Source organism: Fimbriimonadaceae bacterium, from assembly GCA_023957775.1.
Lineage (GTDB): Bacteria > Armatimonadota > Fimbriimonadia > Fimbriimonadales > Fimbriimonadaceae > JAMLGR01.
The window spans coordinates 47,467-69,284 of record JAMLGR010000015.1; the positions used below are offsets into that span (position 1 = coordinate 47,467).

17 protein-coding genes and 1 tRNA gene are annotated in these 21,818 nt (G+C 65.4%); 7 read left to right on the forward strand and 11 right to left on the reverse strand.

All coding sequences use genetic code 11. The features are described from left to right. The first annotated feature begins 51 nt into the window (after window positions 1–51). The gene (locus M9921_12595) at window positions 52–1,491 is read left to right on the forward strand and encodes an oligosaccharide flippase family protein (GenBank protein ID MCO5297687.1); all 1,440 of its coding nucleotides are present in this window, start codon (window positions 52–54) and stop codon (window positions 1,489–1,491) included. On the opposite strand, the gene M9921_12600 is transcribed toward M9921_12595, so the two are convergent. From M9921_12600 to M9921_12625, 6 genes are all read right to left on the reverse strand, one after another. Then, a complete protein-coding gene (locus M9921_12600) occupies window positions 1,488–2,918 on the reverse strand; it encodes an O-antigen ligase family protein (GenBank protein MCO5297688.1) in 1,431 nt (476 codons plus the stop codon). The two genes, M9921_12595 and M9921_12600, sit on opposite strands and share 4 nt — an antisense overlap. Beyond that, window positions 2,915–4,900, reverse strand: a complete 1,986-nt coding sequence (locus tag M9921_12605) for a hypothetical protein (protein ID MCO5297689.1) — start codon at window positions 4,898–4,900, stop codon at window positions 2,915–2,917. The genes M9921_12600 and M9921_12605 overlap by 4 nt, the downstream gene beginning before the upstream one ends. 110 nt (window positions 4,901–5,010) lie before the next feature. Then, complete coding sequence (locus M9921_12610) at window positions 5,011–5,670, reverse strand: exosortase-associated EpsI family protein (protein ID MCO5297690.1); 660 nt, start codon at window positions 5,668–5,670, stop codon at window positions 5,011–5,013. Beyond that, on the reverse strand, window positions 5,658–6,563 hold the full coding sequence (locus M9921_12615) for an exosortase/archaeosortase family protein (protein ID MCO5297691.1): 906 nt from the start codon (window positions 6,561–6,563) through the stop codon (window positions 5,658–5,660). Before M9921_12615 ends, M9921_12610 begins: the two co-directional genes overlap by 13 nt. A gap of 86 nt (window positions 6,564–6,649) precedes the next feature. Continuing rightward, the gene (locus M9921_12620) at window positions 6,650–7,780 is read right to left on the reverse strand and encodes a glycosyltransferase family 4 protein (GenBank protein ID MCO5297692.1); all 1,131 of its coding nucleotides are present in this window, start codon (window positions 7,778–7,780) and stop codon (window positions 6,650–6,652) included. Next, window positions 7,777–8,982 carry a glycosyltransferase gene (locus M9921_12625; GenBank protein MCO5297693.1) on the reverse strand — a complete coding sequence of 402 codons (1,206 nt, stop codon included), beginning with the start codon at window positions 8,980–8,982 and terminating at the stop codon, window positions 7,777–7,779. Before M9921_12625 ends, M9921_12620 begins: the two co-directional genes overlap by 4 nt. A 53-nt stretch (window positions 8,983–9,035) precedes the next feature. Here M9921_12625 and M9921_12630 point away from each other — a divergent pair, with 53 nt between their 5' ends. After that, window positions 9,036–10,271 carry a glycosyltransferase gene (locus M9921_12630; GenBank protein MCO5297694.1) on the forward strand — a complete coding sequence of 412 codons (1,236 nt, stop codon included), beginning with the start codon at window positions 9,036–9,038 and terminating at the stop codon, window positions 10,269–10,271. Between the two features lie 568 nt (window positions 10,272–10,839). Beyond that, the gene (locus M9921_12635) at window positions 10,840–12,558 is read left to right on the forward strand and encodes a protein kinase (protein MCO5297695.1); all 1,719 of its coding nucleotides are present in this window, start codon (window positions 10,840–10,842) and stop codon (window positions 12,556–12,558) included. Between the two features lie 14 nt (window positions 12,559–12,572). Here M9921_12635 and M9921_12640 read toward each other — a convergent pair whose 3' ends face one another. Next, window positions 12,573–13,352: an SDR family oxidoreductase gene (locus tag M9921_12640; GenBank protein ID MCO5297696.1), complete on the reverse strand. Its 780-nt coding sequence runs from the start codon at window positions 13,350–13,352 to the stop codon at window positions 12,573–12,575. Window positions 13,353–13,457: 105 nt separating this feature from the next. Here M9921_12640 and M9921_12645 point away from each other — a divergent pair, with 105 nt between their 5' ends. After that, entirely contained in the window at window positions 13,458–14,906 is a 1,449-nt protein-coding gene (locus tag M9921_12645; protein ID MCO5297697.1) for an adenylate/guanylate cyclase domain-containing protein, read from the forward strand. A gap of 148 nt (window positions 14,907–15,054) precedes the next feature. Here M9921_12645 and M9921_12650 read toward each other — a convergent pair whose 3' ends face one another. The 4 genes from M9921_12650 to M9921_12665 are packed head-to-tail and all read right to left on the reverse strand — an operon-like array spanning window position 15,055 to window position 19,767. Continuing rightward, the gene (locus M9921_12650) at window positions 15,055–16,623 is read right to left on the reverse strand and encodes an aldehyde dehydrogenase (NADP(+)) (protein ID MCO5297698.1); all 1,569 of its coding nucleotides are present in this window, start codon (window positions 16,621–16,623) and stop codon (window positions 15,055–15,057) included. Window positions 16,624–16,648: 25 nt separating this feature from the next. Next, on the reverse strand, window positions 16,649–17,899 hold the full coding sequence (locus M9921_12655; GenBank protein MCO5297699.1) for an FAD-dependent oxidoreductase: 1,251 nt from the start codon (window positions 17,897–17,899) through the stop codon (window positions 16,649–16,651). Between the two features lie 22 nt (window positions 17,900–17,921). Then, a complete protein-coding gene (locus tag M9921_12660; GenBank protein ID MCO5297700.1) occupies window positions 17,922–18,872 on the reverse strand; it encodes a proline racemase family protein in 951 nt (316 codons plus the stop codon). Then, window positions 18,865–19,767 carry a dihydrodipicolinate synthase family protein gene (locus M9921_12665; GenBank protein MCO5297701.1) on the reverse strand — a complete coding sequence of 301 codons (903 nt, stop codon included), beginning with the start codon at window positions 19,765–19,767 and terminating at the stop codon, window positions 18,865–18,867. The genes M9921_12660 and M9921_12665 overlap by 8 nt, the downstream gene beginning before the upstream one ends. A 57-nt stretch (window positions 19,768–19,824) precedes the next feature. Here M9921_12665 and M9921_12670 point away from each other — a divergent pair. The 3 genes from M9921_12670 to M9921_12680 all read left to right on the forward strand — a co-directional run bounded on the left by M9921_12670 (window position 19,825) and on the right by M9921_12680 (window position 21,782). Further along, window positions 19,825–19,912, forward strand: a tRNA-Ser gene (locus M9921_12670). 119 nt (window positions 19,913–20,031) lie between these two features. Continuing rightward, a complete protein-coding gene (gene hcp, locus M9921_12675) occupies window positions 20,032–20,634 on the forward strand; it encodes a type VI secretion system tube protein Hcp (GenBank protein MCO5297702.1) in 603 nt (200 codons plus the stop codon). After that, entirely contained in the window at window positions 20,631–21,782 is a 1,152-nt protein-coding gene (locus M9921_12680) for an alpha/beta fold hydrolase (GenBank protein ID MCO5297703.1), read from the forward strand. Before hcp ends, M9921_12680 begins: the two co-directional genes overlap by 4 nt. Window positions 21,783–21,818: the final 36 nt, after the last annotated feature.

Genomic DNA, 21,818 nt, shown 5'->3' on the forward strand with positions numbered 1-21,818 from the left:
CGTTCGCACCGATCTTAGGTTGATGGCACGCGCCGGGAGAGGAAGCACGCCGTGAACCGGAGCGAGGCGGCGTCCGGACTCGCTTGGAACACGTTGTTGGCGCTTGCCGCCAAGGTGGTCCTGCCGATCGTCGGCATCCTGATCGCCCGTTTCGTCGGCCCGACGGAGATGGGGATCTTCGCGATCATCGCCGCGGTGGCGGCGGTGGTGGATATCTTCCGCGATGCGGGTTTGGCTCAGAGTTTCATCTCCGAGCGGGATCCCACGGAACAGCGCGACCGCGCCTATGCGAGCCTTGCGCTGGTCACCGGGGTCGCCCTGGCCGCGATCACGTTTTTGGCTCGCGGCTTCCTCGCCCACGTGCTGCGCCAGCCGGAGTTGACGTGGGGTCTATCGATGATCAGCGCGACGTTCGTCGTGAGCGGCCTCAGCACCATTCCGTTCGCCAAACTCCAGCGCGAGGCGCGGTTCAAGGCGGCGAGCTTGCTTGAGATCGCCACCTTGGTGGTCTCCTACGGCGTGGCGGCCGTCCTCGCGTTTTCCGGCTACGGCTACAAAGCTCTGGTGGTGCAGATGCTCACGCGCGTCGCCCTGCTCACGTGCGCGGCCTACGTGCTGGCGCCGGTGGGCTTCGGCGCGTTGCGCAAGGAGTTCGTGTTGCCGATCTGGCGGCGCTCCATGACGATCCTCGTGGGCAGCTTCGTCTCCAGCGTTTACACGATCCTCGACAACTTGCTGATCGCGCGGCTCTTTGGCTCCAAGGCGACCGGCTACTATGCGATCGCGTTCAACGTGGCGATGAAGCCGGTCGAGTTGATCAGTTGGCCGCTGTCCCGCACGATGTTCGTCGCCTTCTCGCGCGCGCAGACCGACCACGAACGTCTGCGCCACGTGTTCTACAAATCCATCACCGCCGCAGCGTTTCTCACGCTTCCCCTCTACGCGTTCATGCTCACCCACGGGCGGGAGATCATCCTCGCGCTGTACGGGACGAAGTACGAGCCGAGCGGCCCGTTGCTGTCGGTGCTGGCGATCTACCTCGGCACGCGCTCGATCGGGACCCAGTGTGGGGGCCTGCTCGTCGCGATCGGCCGGACGAGTCTGGGCAACGCCACCTGGATCTTCGCGTATGCCATCGGGGGTGGGGGGATTGCCTTGACCTGGGGCTCGCTCACGCTCGAGAGCACGGTGATGTGGCTCACCGCCGGCGCCTCGACGGCGTACGTGCTCGGCACGATCTTCGCGATGCGTTGCGTGCCGCCGGACGCGAAGAACCGGGCGAACCTCTACCGGGTCGCGGCCATCACCTTGGCCCTGGCGGGTTTCTGCGTTGCGACGCACTGGGTTCCAATGAGCGAGTTGGCCCGGGTCGTTGGCACGGGCCTCTTGTTGCCGGTCGTGGGCTTGGTGCTTGCGGGTGCGCTGTACGAGGGCTCGCCCTTCGGCTGCCTCACCCGAGCGGGAATCAAGCGTGTTTGGGAGAAGCTTTAGGCTTCCAGGGGCGCCGCAGGCACGGGCAGCTTCTGCCGGATGTCCTGCTTCCGCAGCGCGGGCAGCGCGAACATCGCGATGAAGACGTTGGCAAAGGACATCAGCGACGTGCTGAAACTGCTGTTCTCGGCAGCGGCCGCAACCGCGATGGCGGCCGCAAGCATCGTGAATGAGAGCGCGTAGGCGGCATGGATGCGCTTCGACAGCCCCACGTACCCCAGGACGATCACCTGCCCCATCACAAACAGAAGACCCGCAATTCCGTAGGAGACCCAGGCGAAGGTGTAAGAGTTGGTGGTCAGCGCACGATAGCTGTAAGAGTTGCTGGTGATCATGTCCAACCGGTTGATGCCCGCACCGGTGGCGCCCACCCCTGACATGGGGTAGTCCAATGCCTTGTCGATGGCCGCCTTGTTGGCGTCCTGACGGAGGTACCAGCCACCAATCTCATCCGCCTTGGCCCTCGCTACGGTCCCTTCCCCTTCGATGAAGATCTTGAACCGCTGGATATCGAAGACGTAGATCGAGGCAACGAAGGCAAAGCCCAGCAGGATCGCTCCACAAAGAGCGGCGGCTGCCTGGATCGTACGCTTCTTGAGCAAAAGGAAGACAATAACCGAACCGAACACAGCGGCCGCACTCACGATGCCAATGCGTGAGTAGGTACCAAAGGTCGCCGCGCCTAACAGCAGCAGAAGGGGGATCGCCAAGGGCTTGAGCTTCGGAAACCGGAAGCAGGCGGGCACCAGCGCGAAACTGAACACCATCATGACCGCGAGACCGTTGGCATGTTGGAAGGGGCCGCGCCCCTGGTAGACCTCGGACGGGCCCTGCAACATCCGGTCGTTGTACGCCCAATTGAAGAAGATCGCGGATCTTTCCCGCATGCCGGCGATATCGAGTGCCTGCACAAGACCTAGCGCGCCTGCCAAGGCTGCCGTTCCAACCAACCAACCCAACAGAATGTCCGGCCGGTACCCTTTGCGCAACGATGCTTCCTGCACCACGATGAAGAAGAGGAGGGGCGTCGAGAAGACGGCAATCCAGTCGACAAAGACCGCTCCTCCCGACAACCGCATCATCGCAAGGTCCGCAAAGATGAATGAGAGACCATAGGCGACGAGGAGCATCCCATAGAGAGCGTCCCACGCCGTCAGTCGATAGCGCCCCACTCGCCCAAATCGGTCCAAAAACAACCAAACCGCCACGAAACGGATGGGTATATCAGTCGGTGAGGTAAACCACTCGTCCCGCAAGCGAGCAAAGATCTCTGCCCCCGCGCCCGTCTTTAAGAGCAACTGACCGAAGATCGCAAAGAAGACGGCGAAGCCGATCAGGTGCGCGAGAATAGCGCCCTTGTGCCGAAGAACCGTCCGGTCCGCCAGCTTCTGGATGCCCGAATGCCGCGCCGGAGCGACCAAACTCACGATGGCAGCGCGCGGAACTCCGCGGGATCAGAGGCGTCGGCGATGGCGTCGCTTTCCGACCCACGGGCCAACATGATGGTGATGTGCTGAACTCCCGAGTCCTTGAGGGCTTGCTGCACGGCAAGAAAGTCCACACTATTCACGCGATTCGCGCGCACCAGCAAGACCACCTCATCGAGTTCAGACGCGACGAACGCGTAATCGGCGGCGTCCGTCGAGGCTTCGAAGTCGAACACGGTGACGTCGCGCTCCAAGGCGGCCAAACTCTCGTTGATGCTGGTCTTTCCGCCGGAGCCGACGACCACGTCCACGCCGGTCATCTCGATGAACGAGAGGTGATCGTTCACGCGCTGAACGCCGGCACCGGTCATCCCGAGACGGCGGGCATTGGGTGAACGCGGATCGAGCGATACCAGGAGGGCGTTCAGGCCTCGGCGCGAGGCGGAGACGGCATAGTTCAGCGCGCCAGTCGAGGATCCTGAATCCCGCACGATGCCAACGAATCCCACCCGATACGGTCTCTTGTCTGCGCGCAACGCCGTCGCGACGAGGGCATCGAACGTCTCGGGAGGCGTCCGGTCCAAACCTCGGAACGGGCTGCTCATGTTCGGCAACGCGCGGAACACGGGTTCATCCGAGAGGAGGTTGAGCTGCATGATCGACCGAATTGGCTGTCTCGAGGACTCCGTGCGCAACATCGACATGATGCCGAGAATGAGACCAAGAACCATTCCGACCAGCATGTTGATGATGGGTTTGGGACTCACCGGATCGGGGTTCACGCTCACACCCGCCAAACGTGTCGGTGCCGATCGACCTTGTTCTGCCAACTTCAACGGTTCCAAAAGGTCGGCGTACTGGGCGTACACCCGCTCAAGGCTGGCCTGTTGGCGGCCGAGGGCGACCAACTGGGTTTGAGCCTCCGGGTACTGCTCCAACTGCGTTTCCGAGACCGACAGTTCCTCTTCCGCTTGGTTCAGGCGCTGCCGAAGGGCGTTGACGGTGGCCTGGGCGTCGCTGAGTTGGCCCTCCATGCTTTGATAAAGCGGATTCGGGGCGACCGTGCTGCCCGCCTGGATGTTGGACAACTGGCTCGCACGCTCCTGCTCGATCTTCTGGATGCGGGCCCGCGTCGCCTTGACCTGCTCGTGGTCCGGTGTGAAGCGCTCCTCCAAGGCCACCAGGTCTGAGCGCAACGTTGCAAGTTGCTGGTCCAGCGCGTAAAGGTTCTGGTTGAACGCCTCCGACTTCGATGCAAGGATGGTCTTGGGAACGTCCTTGATGTTCCGCTCGAGAATCCGCAAACGCCCCTCCGCAGATGCCAGATCGATGGCGGCGAGGTCTCGCTGATCCTTCACATGGGCGATGTTGCCAATGTCCGCTTGGACCTGGGCGTCGAGGTTCGGGGCGTTCAGCTTCTCACGGAGGTTCTTGGCACGGGTATCCAAATCGACCAATCGGGTGTTCACACCCTTCATCTGCTCTTCCAAGGACAAGATCGCCTGTCCCGCGAGTTCGCGGGTCGTCCTGATATTGAAGTCCTGGAATGCGGCATAGAGATTACTCGCCATCGTCTCGGCGTACTTCTGAGTGCTCATACGTACTTGCAACGAGACGATGTCCGAACCCACCTCGGCATCGATGGAGATGTTCTTGACTAGCTCATAGACGTCGAACTCTTCCGTTGGCGGGCCACCGGGACCCACCTGCTCCCAGGTCGCCTGTGCAGCAGTACTAATGACACCAAAACTGGTGAGCTGCTTGACCTGCGTCGTGATGCCGCGTGATCGTGCAAAGTCGGTGAGGTCGCTGACAGAGGCGGCCACAGAATTCACCGGGATGTTGGGAATGACTGCCTTCTGGTCGATCAGGATCTGCACCTGGCCCTCGTACTTCTTCGGCACGACCAGCGACACGCCAAGGGCGATCGCTCCTCCCACCACCATGAATACCAACAACCGAACCCAATAGGACTTGATCACGCGCTGCTCCTCACTCCGCCCGGGCGCACCTGGGCACCCAGAACCCTCTCTTACCCACCATTATGCAGGAACTCGACTCAAGGGACCAGTCGTCCCGATCGAACGCCTCCCTAGAAATAGCCGTTGCTGGTCTTCCCGGCCGCCTCCAAATACTGCTTGATGAACTCGACAAGCTCGTCCTCGGTCGCGCCGCCGTAGGTGGGAATGAACCGGTAGAACACCCCCTCCAAGTCGATCGAGCCCTTGAGCTGGCGGAGGAGGTTGTCGAAGGCGAAGCGCTGCGCGGTCGCGTAATACCCATTGTTGCCCCGATAGAAAAACGCCGTGATCATGGGTTCGCCCTGCAGCGATTTCATCTTCGCGAACGTGATCGGAATCGGGCCCCGCGAGGTCTCGACGTCCTTCTGCACCTCTTCCAGCAGCGTGTAGCCCTGGGACGTGAAGCAGAGGCGCGGATCGTGGAAGCTCTCCTTCCGGTTGCTCGCGATCAGCACGACGTCGAACGAGCGAGTCCCGTTCTGGAACACGCGCGACACGATGCCGAACGGCTTCAGCTCGTCGTACGTCATCTGGTTCATCTTGTAGGACTGCCCCGGGTCGTCCTGGCCCGGAATCATCTTGTAGTCGTCCACCTGCATCGGAGCCAACTTCTCGAGCTGGTCCTCGGTCTTCCCCGCCGCGAGCGAAATGCGGGGGGTGAGCTGGATCGCCAGGCCCGCGATGATGAGCAGGCCGGCCAACACGTACGTTCTCTTCTTCAGTCTTTCCATCCAAGTAGCCTCGCAAATTTGAAGAGCAGGAAGAAACACACCAGCAACGTGATGTACCCGCTGTAATCGTGGAAATCATGTCCCGCTTGAGGCCCGTAGGCGTTCCCCACCACCCCGATCAGCGCGATGCGGAGCCCGTTGACGAACACGGTCAGGGGAAGCAGGATCGCCACCATGGCCATGTTGCCCCACCACTTCAGGTTGGCGATCAACATGAAAAGGATCGTGAACGCGCTCAGGGCGAGCACGAGCTTCAAGCCGCTGCAAGGCACCCCGACGTCGAGCGTGAAGTGCGGAAGGTAGATCGTGGTCGCATCGCCCAGATAGGGGTCGAGCTGAAAGGCTGCGAGCATCTTGAACGCCGCCTTCGTCGAGACGACCTGCAGCGGGTTGGTGTACGTCTGGATGAACGTCGACCAGAGGGGCATCGCGAAACCCAAGTACAGGATCGGCAACGAAAGGTTGGCGGCCCAGCGCCCGCCCGCCAGCAGCCACACCGAGGCGATCAGCGTGAACATGAGCGTGATCGACATGAGCGAGTAGATCTGCGTGACGTGCGTGACCCGGGCAAACCAAAGGAGGGCCAACAGCAACACGCCCGCCGGCAGGAAGGGCCGTACCGGGATCTTCTGCAAACGCGGCCACCAGCGGTAGACCACGTAGACCGAGATCAGCGGTACGAGAAATCCGTGCGAGTAGTAGCCGTCGTCGCCGGTCCACAAAGGCAGCAGTTGGGGCCACAGCGAACCGAATACCAACGCGATGCCGACCGCCAACAGCAAACCTGGTAGGAATGCCGGCGATCGAACGATGGCGCCTAGGTCGAATCCCCCGCCCTTGATCGGCTCCGGAGTCTCGGCAGCCGCCTCTTTCTTGTCTTCGGTGTCGATCATCGTTCTCATCCAGAAACGAACCGCGAACGCGCGGCGTTCCCTGCTTCTCGTGCGGCAAGGCGCGTGCCATCCGCCGATGGCGCTCGTTACAACCTACACGAAAACGCCTCGAGCGTCGTTTCCGCAGTACGTTTCCACGTAAATACGCGGGCGCGTTCCAAACCGTCGCGCACCATCCGCCCGCGAAGGGCTTCGTCCTCCAAGACCGTCTCCATGGCCGCCGCCATCGAGGCCGTGTCGGTCGGGTCGAACGTCCGCACCGCCTCGCCCCCGACTTCCGGCAAAGAGCTTGTCGCGCTGCACACCACGGGGGCCCCCAACGCCATCGCTTCGAGCACCGGCAGTCCAAACCCCTCGTACAGGCTCGGAAAGGCGAAGAGGCGCGCCTTCGCGAAGAGAGCGGGCAACGATCCATCCGGCACGTACCCGAGCAGATCCACCCGATCGGCCAACCCCAGCTCCTCGATCCGCTTCAACAGCGGCGCGTGCTGGTCTCCCCGATTCGCCCCGACGACCACCAGCCCCAACGTGTCGTCCCGCAGCATGGCGAAAGCCTCGACCAAGCGAGCCAGGTTCTTTCGGTAGTCGAGATTGCACAGGGTGAGCACGTAGGACTCGCGCCGCACCCCCAGCGCGGCCAGTTGCTCGTACGCCACGCTTTCGGGGGTGACGGGTTCCACACGATTGCCGGGCCCCAAGGGTGTGACGACGATCTTGGCAGGATCGGCGCCTAAATGCTGCACCAAATCGTTCTTGGTCGCCTCGCTGTTCGCGAACACGACTCTTGCGTTTCGGCACGAGTGCCGGAGAGCCCAGCGATAATAAAGCACCGTTCGCCTCGGGTGGAACTCCGGGAACAGCAACGGGATCATGTCGTGGATCATCACGGCACGGGGCACCGCTCCCGAGAAGGGGATGGCCTGAGCCGCGCTGAACCACCAGTCGGCCCGTATCGAGCGCGCCAGGCGGCCCGCCGTCACATGTTCCCAGAACACGCGGGCGGGCAACGAACGAATGCGAACGGGATGGTGAGCGAAGCCCCGGTGTCGAAGCCACGGTTCGGGCGCCTCGAAATCGTCCGGCGTGAACAAGTCGAACGCATCCTCGGGGGCGAGGGGGAGCATCGCGTCCAGGAGCGCGGCCGCATAGCGCGAGAGCCCGGAGTTCTTCGCCCCCATCGCCGAACTCAACCACATGCCGCTGATCCCGATCCTCACGCTTCGAGCAGCTCCTTGTAGACCTTGAGAAGACCGTCGACGTGCCGCTCCATGGTCGGAGGATCCGCCCAGAAGCGGCGGTGGGCTTCTGCTCCCATGGGGGCAGCCGCTTCGGGAGTCATCGCAAGCAGCGCGTCGGCCAGAGCGCGAGTGTCTCCCGAGCGGAACACCAGCCCGTTCACACCCGGTTCAATCGAACCCGACGCCGCCGCCGCATCGGAAACGATCGCGGGCACCCCCATCGCGGCGGCTTCGAGAACGGCCATCCCCAACGTCTCGAAGAGCCGCGACGGAAAGACGAGCGCCCGGGCCCCGCGCAGCGCGCGCTGCGCCCCGTCGGCGGGAAGCCACCCGGCGAACTCGCAAGAGGGGTAGGCGGCCGCCAGTCGCGCCCTCTCCTCTCCGTCCCCCACGAACTTCGCTCGAACGCCCGCCCGCTCGGCCGCGGCCGCGAACACCTCCGCGCCCTTCTCTTCGGTGAGGCGTCCGAGATAGACGAACTCCTCGGACTTGGCGACTTGCGCCGGACCGCGATCCTCGACCTCGATCGGATTGGGCAACAGCTCGACGCGGGCCCGCTCGGGAAGGTAGGGACGAAGAAGGTCGCGGCTGAACTCCGAGACGCATAGGTAGGCCGCGTCCGCCCGGGGCGCCCCGCCGCGCGCCTTCTGCAGGCTGAGCCGAACCGCGCGCCAAACCTTGCGGGGATAAGGCGCCGTGGAACACGCCGTGGCCCAGCACTTGACGGAGAGCCCCCGCCGGCCGCAGGGCGCCTGGGTTCGGTAGTTGTAGAAACCGCCGTAGGGACACGCCAACCCGTACTCGTGAAGGGTGAACACCGCCCTCGATCCCGGCGGATGGGGCACGGCCGTGACGCTTCCGGTCAGGACGTCGGCGAAAGAGTGGAAATGCACGATCGGGCGGGGACCGCACGCCTCGAGACAGCGCTCCAGCGCGGCCGCGGACTCGCGGTCCCAGAGTCCCCTGACCAGGCCGCCTTGCTCGCGGTTCGACGCCCCTCGTTCCAGGCAAACCACCTTGTGTAGGGCGGCTCGCGCCTCGTCGTCGACGGGGCCTCTGCCCGCAAACAGGGTCACGCGCACGTCGCGGGCGGCCAGTGCTTTGGCCGACGCGAGCGCCACCGCCGACGCGCCCCCGGAAGCGCGGGCATCGTCGCTCACGATCACGACGTGCAGATCCATGGGCCTTCCAGTATAGATCGGTGTGGGCCCTGGCCCGGGTAAAAGAGGAGCCCATGGTCGCTCCACGCAACGTGGTGATCCTGTCGGACTTCGCCCACGTCGCCGGAGGGGCCGAAAAGGTCGCGCTCGTCTCAGCCCGGGCACTGGCCCGACGGGGTCACGAGGTCGTCCTTTTCTCCGCGATCGGACCCATCGCCGAAGAGCTGAAAGGTGTTCCCGGATTGACGGTGCACTGTCTGGAGCAGCAGCCGTTTTTCAAGAGCTCGGGGCGGCTTCGAGCGGCGGCAAAGGTCTTCTGGAACGCCGAGGCTCGGGCCGCGCTCGGCGCCGTTCTCGAAACCCTGGATCCCGCCCAATCCCTCGTCCACGCGCACAGCTACCTGAAGCTCCTGAGTTCGTCCACGCTCGACCTCGCGCTGAAACGCGGGTTTCGGTGCGCCCTGACACTCCACGACTATGGGATCGCGTGTCCCCAACAGAACTTTTACGACCACTCATCGGGAACCATCTGCCATCGCAAACCGCTGGGATGGGCGTGTACGACGACCCAGTGCACGCCGCGCTCGTATCCGGTGAAGGCGGGCCTTCTGCTCCGCGGCTGGATCCAGCAGCGGTTGGCGCGGCTCCCCGCAAGACTCGACGCCTACCTCTCGGTGTCGGAGTTCAGCCACGACGTACTGCGCCCCTACCTCCCTGCCTCCACGCCGGTGATCCCCGTGCGCAACCCAGTGGAGCTGGAGCGGGGCGAGCGTGTGGCCGCCGAAGCGAACGCGCGTTTCACCTTCGTGGGACGCCTCACGACCGAGAAGTCGCCGGAGCTGCTGGCCAAGGCCGCGACCTTGGCCGGCGCCTCGGCGCTCTTCGTGGGCGACGGAGAACAGAGGGCTGCGATCGAAACGGCATGCCCGGGCGCCGAGATCACCGGGTGGATCCCCTCCGAAGACGTCGCGGGGCACACGCGCTCGGCGAGGGCGGTGTGCGTGACGTCGAAGTGGTACGAGGCGGCCCCCCTCGTCGTGTTCGACGCCCTCTCGCAGGGGATTCCGCTCGTGGTCTCCGACGCGTGCGCGGCGCAGGAGTTCGTCGAGGAAGGGGTCACCGGCCTGCTCTTCAGGAGCGGGGACGCGGAGCACTTGGCCGACCGCCTTCGAACCCTGCAGGACGATAGCCTCGTGGAGCGCATGAGCCGCGCCGCCTACGACCGGTTCTGGGCCGATCCGCCGACCGTGGACGCGCACATCGACGAGCTGCTCGCGGCGTACGCGCAGATCATGGCCCGCGCAAAATGAAACCGCGCCGGAGGAGGGACGAGCCTTCCTCGCGGCGCGAGTTCGTTTTGGTCTCCTGGGGGGCTCGGGGATGTACACCTTCCGAACCCTTTCTCATCGCACGGTCGTCACAGGGCGACAAGAGAGCAGGGGACCGTCCTCTCGATGCTGACCCGAAGATGCACTTGGTCTCCGGCGCTACGCTGACGGCACTCGATTCCAAGAAGGCGCCGCCTGGTTGCGAAAGGCTTTTGCGCGCTTCGGGCGTTCTTGATACGGCCCTCCGAACCCTTGCGGGTCAGCGCGGACGTCCTCCGCGCTCACACGTTTTGTACACTTTCCTCTGAAGGGAGTAACGACTTCAGAGCCCGTCGCCCCGTTTCCGGGGTCCCGGAGTGGCGACTCTCCGTCGCCCCTCGTGTAGAAACACTTTACGACAGGGCGGGGCGCGGGCCAAGGGCGAAGTTCTCCACTTTTCCACCCATCCGGTGGGGGAAACAAAGGTGTCTCGCTCGGGAACGGTCGGGTTTCAACCCACAATGCGATCATTGGCGCGGTTTCGCGCGTCTAAGAAATCAACGCCGGCCCGATGAGCAGCACGCCTCCCCAAACCCTGGGCAAGTACCAGATCATCCGCGAAATCGCGCGTTCGAACGACATCGTTTACGAAGCGTACGATCCGCTGATGAACCGTCGTGTTGCCCTCAAGGAGCTGGCGATGCCGGGCGGCAGCACCAACCCTCAGCGCGAGGAACGGGTGAAGCGTTTTCTTCGAGAGGCGCGCGCGGCCGGTTCGCTCACGCACCCCAACATCATGACGGTGTTCGAGGTGGGCGAGGAGAACGGCCGCTACTTCATCGCGATGGAGTACCTCGACGGGCACACGCTCCGCAACGAACTCGATACCCACGGGTTCCTGCCCGTGGACCGTGCCGTGGAGATCGCGCGCGACGTGCTCGACGGGCTCGTCTACATGCACCAGTCCGGCGTCATTCACCGGGACATCAAGCCCGAGAACATCCAACTGCTGTCCGACGGACGGGTGAAGCTGACCGACTTCGGCATCGCGCGCCTGACGTTCGAGCCGAACCTCACGATGGACGGCCAGGTCTTCGGCACGCCGAGCTACATGTCGCCCGAACAGGTGGTCGGCCGCGAGATCGACGCGCGCAGCGACCTGTTCAGCCTCGGGGTCGTGCTGTACGAGATGATCGCCGGCCAGAAGCCGTTCCCCGGGGACTCCGTCGTCGCCATCACCTACGCGATCACGAACAAGCAGCCGGAGGCGCCCGCGCAGGCGCCTTACGCCTTGTGGCAGGTGATCGAACGCGCCCTCGATAAGAGCCCCGCGATGCGGCCCGGCTCGGCCAAGGCGATGCTGGACTCTCTCGACGAGGCCATGCGCTCGCTGCAGAGCGGACAAATGGGGATGGCCCCCACGGTCATGCCGAACCCGACCTATCCGCCCCAAGGCAACCCCTACCCGATGTTCCAAACGCCGTCCGGCATGCCGGTGCCTCCTCCGTTGCCGCAGGGCTACAACCCTTACGCTCCTCCATCCCAGGGGCAGACCACCGTCCACGGCCAGATCCCGGTGTACTACCCGCCGCCCCCGCGCCGGCCGCTGTTCAAACCCGAAACGAAGGCGTTCTTCGCACGGTTGGTGGCGACCCTCTCGATTCTCGGAACCCTGTTCGCTTTGATCGTCGTGGGCATCAACGCGATCAGCACCGTCCTCGATCGCCAACGGCAGCAGGAGCAGGACCGATCCATCCGCGGTCAGCTCCGCAACGTCGACCCCTCCCTACCCTTGGACCAGCAGATCCGGGCCCGCGAGGATCGTATCCAAAGCCTTCAAAGCCCCGTTGCGGTCCAGGACGAAAACAAGGCTTTGGCGGTCCTCTACGAGCAGCAGGGCAAGAAGGAGTTGGACGCGCGGGACCTCACTGCGGCACTCGCCTCGTTCCAGCGGGCGAGCGAGCTGGACCCCGAGAACCCGCTCTTCTACGACGACATGGGCGCGCTCTACGCCCAGGCCGCGCAGACCCTGCCCACGGCCGACCAGCGGATGGAGAGCTGGCAGAGCGCCGCCCAGGAGTGGATGACCGCCCACCGCCTCGACGCGGGACCGCGCAAGCCTATGTTCGGCGAACGCGCGGCCACCGCCCTTTACAACGCGGCCGCGGCCCTCGCCCCCACGGACTCCATGCAGGCCCGCAACCTGCTCTACGATGCGCGCCGATACGCCCCCACGGGCTCCGAAGTGGCGGCGGCCGTCGAGCAGCTGCTGCAACGCCTGAGCGGCTGACCGATGACCAACCCCTACCCTGGCGCGTGCGTTGCGCCTCCGTCGACGAGCAGGCTGACGCCCGTGATGTAGGAGGCCCGCTCCGAGCAGAGGAAGGCGATCGCGTCGGCGATCTCGCGGGGATCGGCGATGCGGCGCATGGGGATGCTCTCCGCCTGCCGCGCCAGGGCCTCGTCCTCCGTCCCTCCCTCCCGCTCGGCCCGAAGCTGCGCCAGGTGCCGTTGCCGATCGGTCAGCGTATGCCCGGGCAGCACCGCGTTGACCGTCACGCCGCGGGGCGCCAGCTCCGATGCTTGGAGCCGGGTGAGATTCTGCAGGCCCATGCGAAGGGTCGAGGAGATGGGCAGGACGCTCGACGGCTCCCGCGCCACCAGGGAGGAGACGTGCACGATGCGGCCCCACCCGCGTTCGGCCATTCCAGGCCCCACGAGCCGCACGAGGCGGACGACGTTGAGCAAGGTGCTCTCGAACCCCTCTTGCCACCGGCTGTCGTCCATCGCATCCAAGGTTCCCGCTGGCGGCCCCCCGGTGTTGGTCACCAAGATGTCGGGGGCGCCCAGTTCGCTGCTGGTGTGGGCCACCCAGCGCTCCAGGTCCTCGCGGGAACGCACGTCGGCGACATAGCCGCGCACCGTGCCCCCGATCCGTTCGCAGGCTTCCCCCAGGGTGGACTCCGTGCGGCCGCAGATCGACACGCGACACCCCTCGCCCGCCAGCGCGCGCGCCGTCGCCAAACCGATGCCCTTGCTTGCCGCGGCCACCATAGCCACCCGTCCTTCGATTTTCAGATCCACTCTGCAATCTTGGCAGGACCTTCAGGAACCACGGGACCCACGAGCCTCGCATAATGGTTGAATCCTCACGGAAACCTCATGCAAGAGGTTCAGGGTGAAGACGCAGTGAACGAAACACCTTCAGCACCTGATCGGACAGTCCTTGCGGCCATCCTCTTTACGGACGCCGTCGGCTTCAGCGCGTTCGCCCGCGAAGACGAGGCGGGTGCGCTCGAAGCGATCGCGGCCGACCACCGCGCGATGCGCACGCTGTGCGGCCAACACGACGGCAAGGTCGTCAAGTCCACCGGGGACGGGCTGATGATGATGTTCGACTCCGCGGTGTCGGCGTTCCAGTGCGCGTTGGCGATCCTGCGCGACGTTCCCCACTCCCGCATCAAACACCGGCTCGGACTTCACTTGGGCGATGTGACCGTATCCGAAGACGACGTGATGGGCGACGGCGTGAACGTCGCTTCCCGCCTTCAGGAGCTGGCCCAACCCGGCGAGATCTGCGCGTCTCAGACCGTCGTCGACGTCGTCCAGAGCCGCCTGAAGTTCGCGATGCGACCGATGGGCGTCCAGACGCTCAAGAACATTCCGCAACCGTTGCGGGTGTATGCCGTGGACCCCTTTGGTTCGGAAACCAGGAAGCCCCACCCGCCGCGCTTGAACGCCCGAGTGGTGGGCTTCGTGTTCGGCGCCATCGCCCTGCTCGCAATCGGCATCCCGCTTTGGATGCTCGCCCTGCGTCCACCTCCCCAGACCGTGGCGCAAAACGAGAGTGGCCCTGTGACCTTGAGCCCGGAGCTCGCCCGCTACCTCGAGAACGGCAAACCGGTCGACGGGACCACGGAAGCCCCCGCGGCACAAACGCCGGAAGAGAAGGCGCTCGCCAAGAAGGTCTCGGATCTCGAGAGCATGCAGAAGTGGTTCGACGAACAGATGAAGGCCTATCCCAAGGAGAAACCACTCACCTTGCCCGCGACAAACGGATCGAAACCCACGCAGGTCTGGAAGGACGAAACGTCGGGAGTGGTTGCCAAATCGTCCGACGACTCGCGCCCCGACGGCGTCAAGGCCGGCACGTTCGTCGAGGCGACGCGCAAGCTCATCGGTCGGATGCCGGAGGGCCCTCAGAAGGAATCGATGCTTCGCAAGCTCGAATCGCTCGCGGTCCCCCGCAAACCTCCGACCTCGACGCCCGGCGACTCGGCCCCACCGGCGCCGATGAGGCCGGGGTTTGTGCGGAACGTTCCGCTTCCCAAGGAAGTTCAGGCGCGTATCGAGGAGCTGGACAACCTGAACGTGGTGCTCGGCGACGCGCTGAAAGGGTTCAGCCCCACGCGTCCGTTTTCATTGGAGTCTCCGGGGCGGCAACCGCTCTCGCTCTGGATCGACGCCGACGGCGACCTCGTGGGCGACACCGGAGACGGCTCCGCCGCGCCCGTCGAGATGGCGACCTATATCCGGGTCGCGCGCGAGCTCTCCAAATCCCTCCCCGACGGTCCGGAGAAGGAAGCGCTCAAGGCCGCGCTGGAGAAATTCGGGCACCGGGACGGCCCGGGAAACTAGTCTGGGAGTGCGCGAGCTTGCTCGTCGCCTTGTTCCCGAGCGGCTCGCCGCGAGGACGGGGAGCCGAACAAGTTCGGCCGATTCAGGGCGTCGCGCAAGCGCGCGCACTCCCAGGTGAGGGCGTCGCGCAAGCGCGCGCACTCCCACGCTAGATCCTTCGGTTGTCTTCCAGCCTCGAAATCCCCAAGGGGTTTCCGTCTTGCAACTCCGGTGGCAGGAGCGCGTCGGGGACGCCCTGGTACGCGACGGGCCTCACGAACCGCTCGATCGCGGCCGTGCCGACCGAGGTGAAACGGGGGTCCGTCGTCGCGGGATACGGGCCTCCGTGCTGCATCGAGGGGCACACCTCCACCCCTGTGGGGAAGCCGCCCCAGAGCACCCTTCCCACCTTATTCATAAGGATGCCTAATAATTCGGCACCCTGAGGATCGGTCGCGGCGCAGTGGATCGTGGCCGTAAGCTGCCCCTCCAGCGATCGGGCGACGTCCCGCACCTCCTCCGTGTCCCGGCACGCAACGGCCAGCCCTGCGGGACCGAACACCTCGTGCGCGAGGTCGGGGTTGGCGAGGAACGTTTCCCCATCGACTTCGAACAGCGCGCCGGTCGCCCGCGTCGCCTCTTGGACCCCGCCGGAAGCGGTCCGACGCACCACGGCCTCGAACTCGGACATGCGCTCGAGGCCCCGAGCGTAGTTCGTGCAGATGCCCTCGGTCAACATCGTCCCTTCGGGGGCTTGGTCGAGCCGCGCCGCCACGGCCGCCAGCAAGGACTCGAAACGGGGCCCGGCGCAGCCGATCAAAATGCCCGGATTCGTGCAGAACTGTCCGACTCCCAGCGTCAGCGATTGCGCGTATCCGGTCGCCAGCGCCTCGACGCCGTCCTCCATCGCCGACTCGAGGACGAACAACGGATTCACGCTCCCCATCTCGGCGAAGACCGGGATCGGGCGCGGGCGCGCCGCGGCCGCGTCGAAGAGGGCGCGACCCGCCGCCGCCGAGCCGGTGAAGGCGACCGCCTCGAGGAGCGGGTGCTGCACGAGGTGGCGCCCCGTGGCCGCCCCGCCGTGCACCATCGAGAACACGCCGTCGTGCAAGCCGCACGCGTTTGCCGCCCGCAGGATCGCCCTGGCGGCCAGCTCCGACGTGCCGGGATGCGCCGGATGGGCCTTCACGACCACGGGGCAACCCGCGGCCAGCGCCGAGGCCGTGTCCCCACCCGCCACCGAAAAGGCGAGCGGAAAGTTGCTCGCTCCGAACACCGCGACGGGACCCAGCGCCACGCGCATGCGCCTCACATCCGGCTTGGGCACCGGCTGACGATCGGGCTGCGCCCGGTCGATGCGCGCATCGACCCAAGATCCCTCGCGCAACAGCCCGGCGAACATCCGCAACTGGCCGCACGTGCGTCCGCGCTCGCCTGCCAACCGCGCCGCGGGGAGCGCCGTCTCCTTCTGGGCCCGCTCGAGCAACGAGTCGCCAAGCGCCTCCAACTCGTCGGCGATCGCCTCCAAGAAGCGCGCCCGCTCGGCACCCGACGTCCGGCGGAACGAATCGAACGCTTCGGCTGCCAGAGCCACCGCCTGGTCCACCGCCTGCGGCTCGGATGCGCGAAAGATCGGGTCCAACTTCTCCCCGGTCTGAGGATCGATCGCGTAAAACACATCGCCCCCGGGAACGCCTTCGTGGGAACCGACGAAATGAGTGCCTTGAATCTCCATGCTCGGCCCGATTATGCTCGTTCAACTACCCGAACCGATCCGGGCCGAAGAGATCGAGGGGCACCGCGTGAGGCTCCCCCTCCAGAAGCTGGGCGACCAGGCGGCCGCTGACGGCACCCAGGCTGAACCCCATCATCGCGTGCCCGCATGCGATCGCGCAGTTCGAAAAGCGAGGCGCCACTCCGAGACACGGCAAACCGTCGGGGGTCAACGGCCGACGCCCGGCCCACACGGGAACACCGGCAAAAGTCGCCTCGGAAAACGCCGGGAAGTAGTCGCAGAACGAGCGGCGAATGCCCGCCACCCGGCGATGGGACACCGAAAGGTCGCCCGCCCCGATCTCCATCGTGCCCCCGATCCGGAACGCGCCCCGCATCGGGGTGGCCGCCACGCGCGCCTCCGCAAGGATCACGGACGCCTTTGGCAGTTGGGGCGGGTCCTCGACGGTCATCGTGTACCCCTTCCCTCCCACAAGCGGGATCCGCACGCCTAACTCGGCCGCCAACCCCTCGGACTCGACGCCGCCTGCCACCACGAACCGGTCCCCCTCGACGATTCCTGCGGAAGTGCGCACGGCACGCACGTCCGAACCGTCTTGTTCGAAACCCAGCGCGTCCGTGGACCAGTGGAAGCACACCCCGCGCGCCTCGAGGTCCTTCACGAGCGCCTCGGTGAGGAGGCCGGGCTCCAGGTGCGCATCGTTGCGGTAGTGCACGGCGCCCACGACGTCCATGTCCACCCCCGGTTCGCGCTCGCGCAAGGCAGCCCGGTCCAGCACGTCCACCGTCATGCCGAACGCGCGCCCGTGCTCGGCCAGCGCCGCCTCGGCGTCGAGCCTTGCCGCGGTCTTGCAGAGCGTGAGCAACCCGTGCTCGACGAACCCGAAGTCACCGCCCAACTCCTTCAGCAAGTCGCGGGTGAGGTCGAGGCTGGCGAGGTGCATCCGCGCAAGCACCGGGGACGCACGCTCCACATGCGCGGAAGTGGCCGCACGCCAGAAGCGCCAGGCCCAGGCGAGCAGCGCGGGGGAGGGCGGCACGTGGAACCCGAAGGGACTCTCGGGATTTGCGAGCATGCGCAGCCCGTAACCCACCATGCCGGGCGCGGCGAGGGGCTCGAAGTGGCTGGGCACGATCATCCCGAGATTGCCCCAGGAGCAGTTGTGCTGGTCCCGGGCGCCCCGATCGATCACCGCGACCTCGTGGCCTCGACGCACCATCTCGCGCGCCGAACAAAGGCCCACGATGCCGGCACCGATGACGACGACGCGACTCATGGGTTGGGCCTTGGGGGATTGCTCATGGCGCCCCCAAGCCCCAGCAGAGCGGGTCCTCGGGGTTCAACAACAGGGTGGATTCTCCGGTGACCCAGGCGCGGCCGGCGATGGTGGGAAGCCAACCGTTCGGTCCGCGACGCACCTTGGCCTCGAACACGCTTCCGGTCACGCTCTCCTGCCGCCACACCTCCCCTTCGGCCAGCTTCCCATCCTGGGCGAGGCAGGCGACCTTCGCGCTGGTGCCGGTGCCGCAGGGCGAGCGGTCGTAGGCCATCCCCGGGCAGAGAACGAAGTTGCGCGAGTCCACGCCCGGCGTGTCGGACTCGGTGTACAGCTCGACGTGGTCGATCTCCGCTCCACCCTCGCCGGTGATTTCCGCGCGCTCCAGCGCCGCCCGGATGCGCGTGGTGAACGCGGTCAACGAGCCGACGTGCTCTAGCGCGATGGGCCGTTCCCCCGCGGAGGCGAGGAAGAACCAGTTGCCGCCGTACGCCACGTCGCCCACCACATGCTCGCCCCCGTCGAGGTGGACGCCCACGTCCTTCACCGTGCGGTAGCTGGCCACGTTGTCGAACGCCACGGCCCCGTCGGGGCGCAACGTCGCCTCGACCAGCCCCACGGGCGTGTCCAAGCGGACCGTGCCTTCGCGCACGCGCCCCAAGTGCCGCAAGGTCTCGACCACGCCGATGGTCCCGTGCCCGCACATCCCGAGCATCCCCACGTTGTTGAAGAACACGACCCCCGCGTCGGAACCTTCCCGCTCCGGCGGGGTGAGGAGGGCGCCCACCAGCACGTCGGAACCCCGCGGTTCGTTCACGATCGCGGAGCGAAACTGGTCGAAGCGCAAGGCGAAGTCGGTGCGCCGCTCGGCCATCGTCGATCCGGCGAGCGCCGGTCCGCCGTCGAGGACGACCCGGGTCGGCTCCCCGCCAGTGTGCGAATCGATGACGCGAACGCGAGTGGGCTCAGCCATGGACCAGCGACTTCCGCTCTCGGGCCTTGCGGATGATCCCGAGTACGCGCTCGCGCTCCTCGCCGGCCAGCGGCATGCGCGGCAGGCGCACCCATTCGGAGCCAAGCCCCGCCTCCTGGATGGCGAGCTTGATGTTCTGCACGAACTTGGTCCCCACGTCGAGGTGCATCACGGGCGTGTACCACCGGTAGAGCGCGCGGGCCGCCTCGATGTTTCCCGAAACGGCGTACTCCCAGAAGCGCTGGTTCTCCTCGGGAAACGCCAGGCCGATGCCTGCGATCCAGCCCTTCGCGCCTAGCACGACGCACTCGAGCGCGAGGTCGTCCACCCCCGCAAACAGCGTGTAGCGATCGCCCACGGTGTTGGCGAGATCCGTGAAGCGCCTCGTGTCCCCGGAGGACTCTTTGATGGCGACGAGGTTCTCCTGCGAGGCGAGGTCCGCGAACATCTCGGGCGTCAGGTCCACCAGGTAGGCGAGCGGGTTGTTGTAGACGATGATCGGAAGACCCGTCGAGCGCGCGACTTGGAGGAAGTGGTTCTTCGCCTCCTCGCCTTCGGCGCGGTAGGCCATGGCGGGCATCACCATGAGCCCCTGGGCGCCGAGCTCTTCCATCCGGCGGGCCGTGCGGCACGCGGCGGCGGTGGACAGTTCGGAGACGCCGCTGAGCACCGGGACGCGCCCATTGGCCGTGGAAAGGGCGACCCGCATCACCTCGAGCTTCTCTTCGAAGTCGAGCGTGTTGCTCTCCCCGAGCGAGCCGAGCATCACGAGCCCGGAGACCCCTGCCCCGATCATCCGATCGATGTGGCGCGCCGTCGCCTCGAGGTCGAGATCTCCGTTTTCGTGGAACTGGGTCGTCATCGCGGGGAACACCCCGCTCCAATCGCATCGCATGGGGGGATTATCCCACGCCGACGGCGCGAAAACGGTCCCGGTACACTTGCGCCGCGCGGAGAGATGGCAGAGTGGTCGATTGCGGCGGTCTTGAAAACCGCTAAGGTGAAAGCCTTCGGGAGTTCGAATCTCCCTCTCTCCGCCAGCTCGCTGGCGGCGGGAGGGCGATGAGAAGCCTGCCCTGAGCGAGCGAAGCGAGTCGAACGGGAATCTCCCTCTCTCCGCCACCCGTTCTCGGGTAGACATGCGACGGAGGTGGAACACATGTTCACTCGCTTGTCCATCACATGGATCCTCGCGTGTGCGGCCCTTGCCGCGAGCGCCGACACCGTCAGCTTGACCCTGAAGAGCAACGGCGCCATCGTCCCAGGTGAAAGCCAGTTCGCCAGCCTCGGGCGCGCGAACACCATCGACTGCTTCTCGTTCGACCTCAAGGCAGCCCTTGCAACGAGCGCGGCAAGCGGAATCGCCACCGGGCGACGCAACTATGCACCGATCAAATTCGTGAAACGAATCGACAAAGCGTCGGTGATGATCTGGAAGGCGCTCACCCAAAACGAGATGATCGACGCGACCTTCAACTTCTACCGCCCCAACCCCAACGGTGGCGAACAGTTGTATTACACAGTCCGCCTCACCCAAGCGCGCGTCACCGGCTTTCACCAGTTCACCCCTCAAGCCTCAGACCCCAAGAACATCGGGTTTGCGGTTTGGGAGGAAGTCGAAATCACCTTCGGCGCGATTGTCTGCGAATACGTCGGAGGCATCCAACATCAGGACTCGCTTCGCAGCGGCGGCCCACCGCTCGGCCGAGTTCCCCCGCCCGGCGTGACGGTTCACCCCCACCCCAAACCTGATCGCTCATGAAACTCCGCCCCGCTTGCCTCATCCTCGCCGCAGCGTCGTTCGATTCCGCCTGCGCCTCCTCCCAGATCGTCGAAATCCGACTCTTCGACGGGGAAACGCTCACTGGCAAGTTGGACCTTCCCGACACCTCGGGGCCGGTGAAGGAAGTGGTGGTCTTCATCCACGGCACGGGGCCGGGAACCTATCTCGACCGGCGCAAGATCTCGACCAAGGAGTTCAACTACTTCGACCTCTTCGAGACCGAATTCAACAAGCGGGGCATCGGGTTCTTCTCGTACAGCAAACGCGGGGTGACCCTGGGCACCGAGCCGCCCACCTTCGAAACCATCGATCGGGTGAAGTTCGCCAAAGTCGTTCCCAGCGTCGAGGTCAAGGACATCGCCTCCGTCGTCTCGTTCCTCAAAGGGCGCGACCGCCTCGCCCAAGCCAAAATCGTCCTTCTGGGATGGAGCGAAGGAACGATCCTCGCGGCGATGGCCGCCGAGAACCCCAAGTCCGGGATCGACGCGTTGTTGCTCGCGGGCTACGCGAACGAGAATCTCTACGACGTGATCCAGTGGCAGTACTCAGGCGCGTCGAGCATGCTGAACCTCTCGCCGATCTTCGATGCCGACGGCAATGGGGCGATCTCGAACGACGAGTATGCGTCGACCGACGAGAAGATCGCGGGATACCGCAAGGCCGCGCTGGGGGACGCGAAATTCGAGCAGCTCGACGTGGACAAGGATGGCGCCCTCACAACTGCCGACTTCCGACTGATCGTCGCCGGCCGCTACAAAGCCCTCCTCGACGCGGTTCAAAGAGACGACGACGCCTGGGTCTGGGACAACTTCTTCCACGTTTCCGTCGCCTGGCTCAAGGAGCACTTCGCGCTCGAGGCCAACAAGACGCGCCTCCTGAAACTCGACCTGCCGATCTCCATCTTCCATGGCGAGCGGGATGCAAACTGCCCCGCCGCAGGGGTGGCGGACATCAGGCGCCGTTTCGAAGTCGCCGGCAAACACAACCTCGAGACCCATCTGTTTGCCGAGCACAACCACGACCTGAACTACCTCGACACCGTCTTCAAGGAGCGGATCCCGGCTGGAATTGCAGCGATCTTCGACGAAGCCGAGAAGCTCGCGCGGGAAGCACGGCCGGGCGGCTAGGCCCCCTGGGAGAGAACGAGTCCTCCGCTGCTGCAA

Bases quoted from the DNA above. Each gene is read 5' to 3' on its own strand.
- M9921_12610 (MCO5297690.1), bottom strand. From the start codon at position 5,670: ATGGAAAGACTGAAGAAGAGAACGTACGTGTTGGCCGGCCTGCTCATC.
- M9921_12615 (MCO5297691.1), bottom strand. From the start codon at position 6,563: ATGATCGACACCGAAGACAAGAAAGAGGCGGCTGCCGAGACTCCGGAG.
- M9921_12625 (MCO5297693.1), bottom strand. From the start codon at position 8,982: ATGGATCTGCACGTCGTGATCGTGAGCGACGATGCCCGCGCTTCCGGG.
- M9921_12630 (MCO5297694.1), top strand. From the start codon at position 9,036: ATGGTCGCTCCACGCAACGTGGTGATCCTGTCGGACTTCGCCCACGTC.
- M9921_12635 (MCO5297695.1), top strand. From the start codon at position 10,840: ATGAGCAGCACGCCTCCCCAAACCCTGGGCAAGTACCAGATCATCCGC.
- M9921_12650 (MCO5297698.1), bottom strand. From the start codon at position 16,623: ATGGAGATTCAAGGCACTCATTTCGTCGGTTCCCACGAAGGCGTTCCC.
- M9921_12655 (MCO5297699.1), bottom strand. From the start codon at position 17,899: ATGAGTCGCGTCGTCGTCATCGGTGCCGGCATCGTGGGCCTTTGTTCG.
- M9921_12660 (MCO5297700.1), bottom strand. From the start codon at position 18,872: ATGGCTGAGCCCACTCGCGTTCGCGTCATCGATTCGCACACTGGCGGG.
- M9921_12665 (MCO5297701.1), bottom strand. From the start codon at position 19,767: ATGCGATGCGATTGGAGCGGGGTGTTCCCCGCGATGACGACCCAGTTC.
- hcp (MCO5297702.1), top strand. From the start codon at position 20,032: ATGTTCACTCGCTTGTCCATCACATGGATCCTCGCGTGTGCGGCCCTT.
- M9921_12680 (MCO5297703.1), top strand. From the start codon at position 20,631: ATGAAACTCCGCCCCGCTTGCCTCATCCTCGCCGCAGCGTCGTTCGAT.